The sequence below is a fragment of the Aquimarina pacifica genome (assembly GCF_000520955.1).
Lineage (GTDB): Bacteria > Bacteroidota > Bacteroidia > Flavobacteriales > Flavobacteriaceae > Aquimarina > Aquimarina pacifica.
In genome coordinates this window covers 77,346-83,345 of sequence record NZ_JACC01000029.1, presented here as the reverse complement: position 1 = coordinate 83,345, position 6,000 = coordinate 77,346, and the positions used below count along the sequence as shown (strand labels likewise).

Annotated in this window: 6 protein-coding genes; 3 read left to right on the top strand and 3 right to left on the bottom strand. The window is 32.7% G+C overall.

Annotated features, from left to right (window positions below; genetic code table 11):
* Positions 1-132: 132 nt before the first annotated feature.
* Complete coding sequence (locus tag DZ60_RS0115085; RefSeq protein ID WP_025742876.1) at positions 133-1,995, top strand: SulP family inorganic anion transporter; 1,863 nt, start codon at positions 133-135, stop codon at positions 1,993-1,995.
* Between the two features lie 59 nt (positions 1,996-2,054).
* Here DZ60_RS0115085 and DZ60_RS0115080 read toward each other — a convergent pair whose 3' ends face one another.
* The 3 genes from DZ60_RS0115080 to DZ60_RS24335 form a co-directional block, all read right to left on the bottom strand.
* The gene (locus DZ60_RS0115080) at positions 2,055-3,125 is read right to left on the bottom strand and encodes a heparin lyase I family protein (protein WP_161634430.1); all 1,071 of its coding nucleotides are present in this window, start codon (positions 3,123-3,125) and stop codon (positions 2,055-2,057) included.
* Positions 3,106-3,612 (bottom strand): CvpA family protein, encoded by a 507-nt coding sequence (locus tag DZ60_RS0115075; RefSeq protein WP_025742874.1) that lies wholly within the window; start codon positions 3,610-3,612, stop codon positions 3,106-3,108. Before DZ60_RS0115075 ends, DZ60_RS0115080 begins: the two co-directional genes overlap by 20 nt.
* Before the next feature lie 457 nt (positions 3,613-4,069).
* Complete coding sequence (locus DZ60_RS24335) at positions 4,070-5,008, bottom strand: tail fiber protein (RefSeq protein WP_025742873.1); 939 nt, start codon at positions 5,006-5,008, stop codon at positions 4,070-4,072.
* Between the two features lie 303 nt (positions 5,009-5,311).
* Between DZ60_RS24335 and DZ60_RS0115065 the strand changes: the two genes are divergently transcribed.
* Positions 5,312-5,557, top strand: coding sequence for a hypothetical protein (locus tag DZ60_RS0115065; RefSeq protein WP_025742872.1), 246 nt, complete (start codon positions 5,312-5,314; stop codon positions 5,555-5,557).
* The gene (locus tag DZ60_RS0115060; protein WP_025742871.1) at positions 5,535-5,840 is read left to right on the top strand and encodes a hypothetical protein; all 306 of its coding nucleotides are present in this window, start codon (positions 5,535-5,537) and stop codon (positions 5,838-5,840) included. Before DZ60_RS0115065 ends, DZ60_RS0115060 begins: the two co-directional genes overlap by 23 nt.
* Positions 5,841-6,000 lie beyond the last annotated feature (160 nt).

Below are 6,000 nucleotides of genomic sequence, written 5' to 3'. Positions count from 1 at the left end.
AATTGTAACGCTATTTCAGGACAAGACATGACTTTCTAAAAAAAAGCCAAGACACTCAATGTCTTGGCTTTTTTTGTGCTAATTTTTAATTGTTTTATTATCATTGTAGAGTAAAGATTAAAAAGGATAGGTATGAAAGGTTTTTTTAGTAATCTCAAAGGAGATATGTTCGGTGGTTTAACAGCAGGAATTGTTGCATTGCCGCTTGCATTAGCTTTTGGTGTTTCCTCTGGTCTAGGACCTAGTGCCGGATTATATGGTGCAATTTTTATTAGTTTTTTTGCTGCACTTTTTGGTGGTACAGGCACACAGATTTCTGGGCCAACAGCGCCTATGACTGCCGTAAGTATGGTTGTTATTGCAGATATAATTGCCTCAAACGATGGTAGCTTAGAAAAAGCCTTACCTGCTATATTGACCGTATTTTTGCTTGCTGGTCTAATGCAAATAGGTTTGGGTCTTGTCGGTTCTGGTAAATATATTAGATATATTCCTTATCCTGTAGTTTCTGGTTTTATGACTGCAATTGGTGTTATTATATTACTTACGCAGATATTGCCATCTTTGGGTTATTACCCCAAGGAAGATGAAGAGTTTGTAGCCAGATTCAAGCCACAAGCTGAAGAGGTAATTTTACAAAATATTCTTAAAGAAGAGGCTGGAGAAGGAATTTTAGTTCTTGAGGATTTTAAAGAAACCATTAGCAGAGCAGGGGAAATTTCTCAGGATAACATTTTAAAAGAATCGCAAATATTAGCGGCAAAGGAAGCTTCGGGGGCTTTAGGTGCTATAAAGGTGTTTCCGAAAGCATTAAGCAATATTAATTGGTTAGAACTTCTTTTGGCATTAGGTACTATCTTAATAATTTACGGGTTTAAGAGAATTACCACAATAATTCCGAGTACACTGGTTGCTTTAGTGGTTATGTCTGGTATAGCGGTTGGATTTGGGTTTGATTATCGACCGATAGAAGAAATACCTAGTGGTCTTCCGATTCCTAAATTAGAGATTTTTACAGGTTTTAATTTAGAAAATATTACTCCATACATTTTTACCGCATTGACATTAGCCCTATTAGGTGCTATAGATTCTCTTTTGACTAGTGTAGTAGCAGATAATATGACAAAGACGAAGCATAAACCAAATAAAGAACTATTGGGTCAAGGAATTGGAAACAGTATTGCTGCAGTTTTTGGCGGAATTCCAGGTGCTGGGGCCACTATTAGAACTGTTGTAAATATTAACTCTGGCGGAAAAACAAAACTATCAGGAATGGTAGCAGGAATAGTGTTATTTATAGTTGTACTTGGGTTTGGGCCTGTTGCTTCTAGAATTCCTGCGGCTGTATTGGCAGGGATATTAATTACTGTAGGTATAGGGGTTATGGATTATAAAGGGCTTAAGGCGATCACAAGTTTGCCAAGAGACATAAAGTTAGGTCCAATACGTTTAAGTTCAGAGGTACTAATTATGGTTATTGTTTTAGTGTTGTCTACCTTTTGGAACTTAGTTTATGCAGTGGGTATTGGATTGGTAATTGCCTCGTTAATGTTTATGAAGAAAATAGGGGATTTAACAGCAGAAGCATCTGATGTAAAACCTTTAAAAGAGGAAAAATGGAAGGATGAATTGGATTTTCCGGATAAGTTAGAAGAAGAGGTTTTTATCAAACACGTCAAAGGCCCCTTGTTTTTTGGTTATACAAGTGATTTTCAGCAATTGACAGCTCAGATACCAGACTCCGCTGTTACTGTTATTATACGGCTAGGAAGAATGCAATATATGGATCAATCTGGTCTATATGCTATGGAAGAGATGTTGCTTGAATTAAAAAATAAAAATATTAATGTGTTGTTTGTAGGTTTGTTAAAACAACCTAGGTATATGATGGAGCGCATAGGTATTACTCCTGACCTTATTCCAAAAGAACATATTTTTAAAGATTTTACAGAATGTGTTAAATATTTGAAAACTACAGTTTCGGTAAGGTCCTAAGTATAATATGAAATAGGGTAATCGATTTGGTGTTGCCTTATACATTGTGTGAAAACAAACTAAAAGGGAGCGTCGGCTATTTTTATGTTGTCTAAGTATAGTATACAAGCTTCATTTGTGGCAGTAATGCCAAGTTCTATAACGTTTTGTATAGAGTTACTCGTAGGGAGATTTATACCGGTTGAGTTAATAATTAAGTTGTTGTCCTGCCATACTTTAATTTCACCAGTATCAGTGTCATTATATTTTAGGAATACTTTTATGGTAAACCATTGATTTCTTGGTACAGATACGTTATTTGTTTGCTGGTATTGAATTTTGGTTCCGAATTTGTTTTCTAAAGTCAAAAGGTCATTCTTAATTACGATCCTAGGACCTGGGCTCCCGAAAAAGTAACTATTTTCGAAGTCCACAATGCTATAAGGAGTACCTTCCTTTAAATAATAATCAGCTTGGTACCAGAGTTCATCATTTTGCGTAAAATAAGATAATGTAGACTGAATAGATGCTTTTGATGTAACTATGTCCTCAGAGGGAGTTACAGCATTAAATTCTAAAATTGTGTTTTGTGCCTGTAAAGGGTCTGCAATTAGCGCAATACGGTTATCATTAAAATCACAAGTTTCATCAAGAATACAATCCATCAACTCAGAGTATTGTGATAAAGTAGGTGTAGTCGGGCTAAGCAGTGTCATTCCTGTCCAGTGTTTGGTGAAGTAGTCATCTGAAGATTGCAAAAACAGTTCAGTAAAAGAATTATAACCCTGAAAATTTTCTTCAAAATTATTTTTGACAGGCAAGGCCTCATTTTCACTTAATCGAATAAAAACTCCTTCGGATGTAGTAGTATAGTTTGTACTTTCAAAATCTTGTTCAAAATATTGTAGAATGAATGTACATTCATCGTTTTCAACGATAAAAAAAGTTCCGTCTTCATATATATAATTAACACCATTTTCATCAGAAAAAGAGGTGAGTACTTTGATATCAGGATTACAAGAAAGAGATGTTTCATCTTGCGTATTAGAAGCAGCGGTTGTATTATCAGAAGAACAAGAACCAAACAGGGAGCTAACTAGTAGTAAGGATATAGTTATAAATGTCGAATTTTTATACTTGTGTGTCATCATCTTTGGTAGTATTAAATACATTCGGTAAAATCATAGGAGCTAATCTTTGTACTGGCCTGTAGAGTAAAGAAGACGCCAGAGTTTCTTGTTTTAAGAAAGTTATATTTCTGTTGATGGCTTCTATAAAAATAATAAGAACGCTGGCAATAAATCCCATTTTTAGGATACCAAATAGACCACCTAGAATTTTATTAAGAATTCCTAAAGCTGCATAATCTGCAATTTTGGTAAGTAGTTTACCGCCAAGCGAGATAAGTATAACAACGCCGATAAGGGTGACTGCAAAGGCAATAAGTTTTACCGTCCCTTCTTGTCTGTTAATATATTTTTCTAGATATCCGCCGACTATATGTGAAAAATGTACAGCAATATAGATGCCAATTACTATGGCTACTAAAGAAGCAAGAGATGCGAATAGGCCTTTACTGAACCCTTTTATAAGTCCCCATAATAAGATAATCCCTAAAATAATATCTATGTAATTCATTGAACTAGAAATTTGAAGTTTAAATATAGTTTCTTTTGAAGATCTATATAGTTTTTCGTGCTATTTTGTGCGAATTAAATGTTTATTGTAATTATTGTACGCAAGTCTTTTTAGTTAGGTTTATTAGTCTATGATCAATATTATGTTTTATTCGAAAAAACACAAAATTTAACTTGAACCATTTGTTTGTTGAAGTTATTAAAAAAACAACGTATACTCTTATGTTATTAACTAAATAGTATTGTATTACAATTTTACAGGGTCAAAAATTGATAATTAAGGTTATTAGAATCTGTAATTTATTAATAATTGTTTGATTTGATGCAGTATTAAGAAATAGTGCCGTTATAAAGCCTGCAAACTTCAAGTTAATCAATAGAAAATAATGAAATAAAATAAGGCAGTAGTTTTTGACTACTGCCTTATTTTATATAACAATGATCAAATAATTAATTTTTTACTGTTTTGACTCAAGTTTTTCAAGTCTAACATATAATTCTAGTAATTTTTCATTTAATAAATTTAATTGTTCGTTCTCTTTTTGAAGTTTTTTGATATCCTTTTGTTGTTGAATAGTGTATAAAGTAAGTTCTTCAACTTTTTTGAGTAAATTCATGTTCATTTCTGCAAGCATCACACCATTTTGTTCAAATTCTTTGGCAGAAGGTATTTCAGGAAGGTGGCTATTGTTAATAATAAAACCTTCAACTTCTTCAAGAGACCTTAAGTTATAATTATTATCAAAAACATAATCAGGCGCGGGAACATTTAGATCTATCTTAACTTCTTCTGCATGAATTTTTCCTTTGACGGTTAGTTTCATATCCGGACTTGATGTTCCGATCCCTACATTGCCGTCTGCTTTAATTGTCATTCTAATTTGATTTTTATCAAACGAAGAAGAGGAATTTCCTGTATAAAAGTTAATACGACCACTAGTACTTCTAGTTCCTAATCCTAAGTCATTTCTATCAACAAAGCTGTCATGGCCCATAAAAGGTAGATTAACCTCTACAGTACTGAGTCGTTTTCCGAACGTTATGTAATTGGAATTATTAACTGTAGCTGAGTTTCCTATTTGAAGCATAGATTCGGGCTCAGTAGAACCAATTCCAACTCTACCATTAAAATATCCGTATTCTGTGTCGTAATCAATAGAAAACAAATCACTATTGTCACTAGTCTTTTCTATGATTAAAGCATTAGGAGTTGTACGATAAAAAATCTGTAGGCCTTCTCCAGAAATGTTGTCGTCGAAAACTATGCCATGAGGTCCTGAATCTCCATTTTGACCAAGATAGATTGTAGCTGCTTCTTTATCGATAATTTGATTGGTTTGTGCCAAAGCCATAAGTGTATTTATTAGCAATGCACTGAATATCCATATTTTATTCATTTTGTATGTTTTTATGTTATATCTGTTTATGTCTTGAAAAAACAAAATGTTACGTTATTTTAATTAAATTTTTTTAAATATTTCTGAAGATTACTTTTCCATGTGCAAATATAGTTCAAGTTTTATAATTGCTTCTGATCTTTTCTCCTTATTGACAGGTTTTTACTAATATGTTTTTTGTATTTATAATATAGATTGTCTGTGAATTGAGCAGAGAAAAGGTAAAATATATGATGAATAATTTTATTTTTAAATTTTATATATTTGGCATATAATATATACTATATATACAAAACATATCTTATGAGAAAGATTATTGATATAGATGAGCAAATTATTCCGAAACTTAAGCTAATAGCGGCCTTAGACAACTCTAGTGTAAAAAAAGTAATGGAAGATGCTATCAGTTGGTATGTCGAACAAAAGGAAAAACAGCAAATTAATAGTATGTCTTTGAGTCAAAAAGAAGATATTGGTTTATTACTTCTTATGCAGCAAGCTCATGTTGCCAAGACAGTAAACGAAGATGAATTATTTAACCCAGAGTAATATGGAGCTAAAAATTTCTCAGCAATTCGCTACAGACTTTAAATCAACAAATGACGTATCGCTACACAAAACGCTCAAAGATGTATTAGAGATTATAAAAACCGCCGAAAGTGTAGGTGAAATAACACAGTTTAGAAATATAGAAGGGAATGATCGCGCATATAAGATGGGAATTGGGTTTTATTACCTAATAGGGTTTGTGACTTCGAATACCGAAATGACATTGATGAGATTTTTGCATAGAGATGCACTTACAGAAGTTCTAAAAAACAAGCAGTCCTGATTTTTAATTTTTTCAAGGATCGATTCAAGGATCAATGAATTTGATTTCTCAGTCAAATTATTTTGTTGTTATTTATGAACCATTGTTTTGGCGAAGTGGTATTTTTGCAGGCTCAAGGCATTAACAATCCATTTTTCCTATAATAATGGGTTGTATTAAG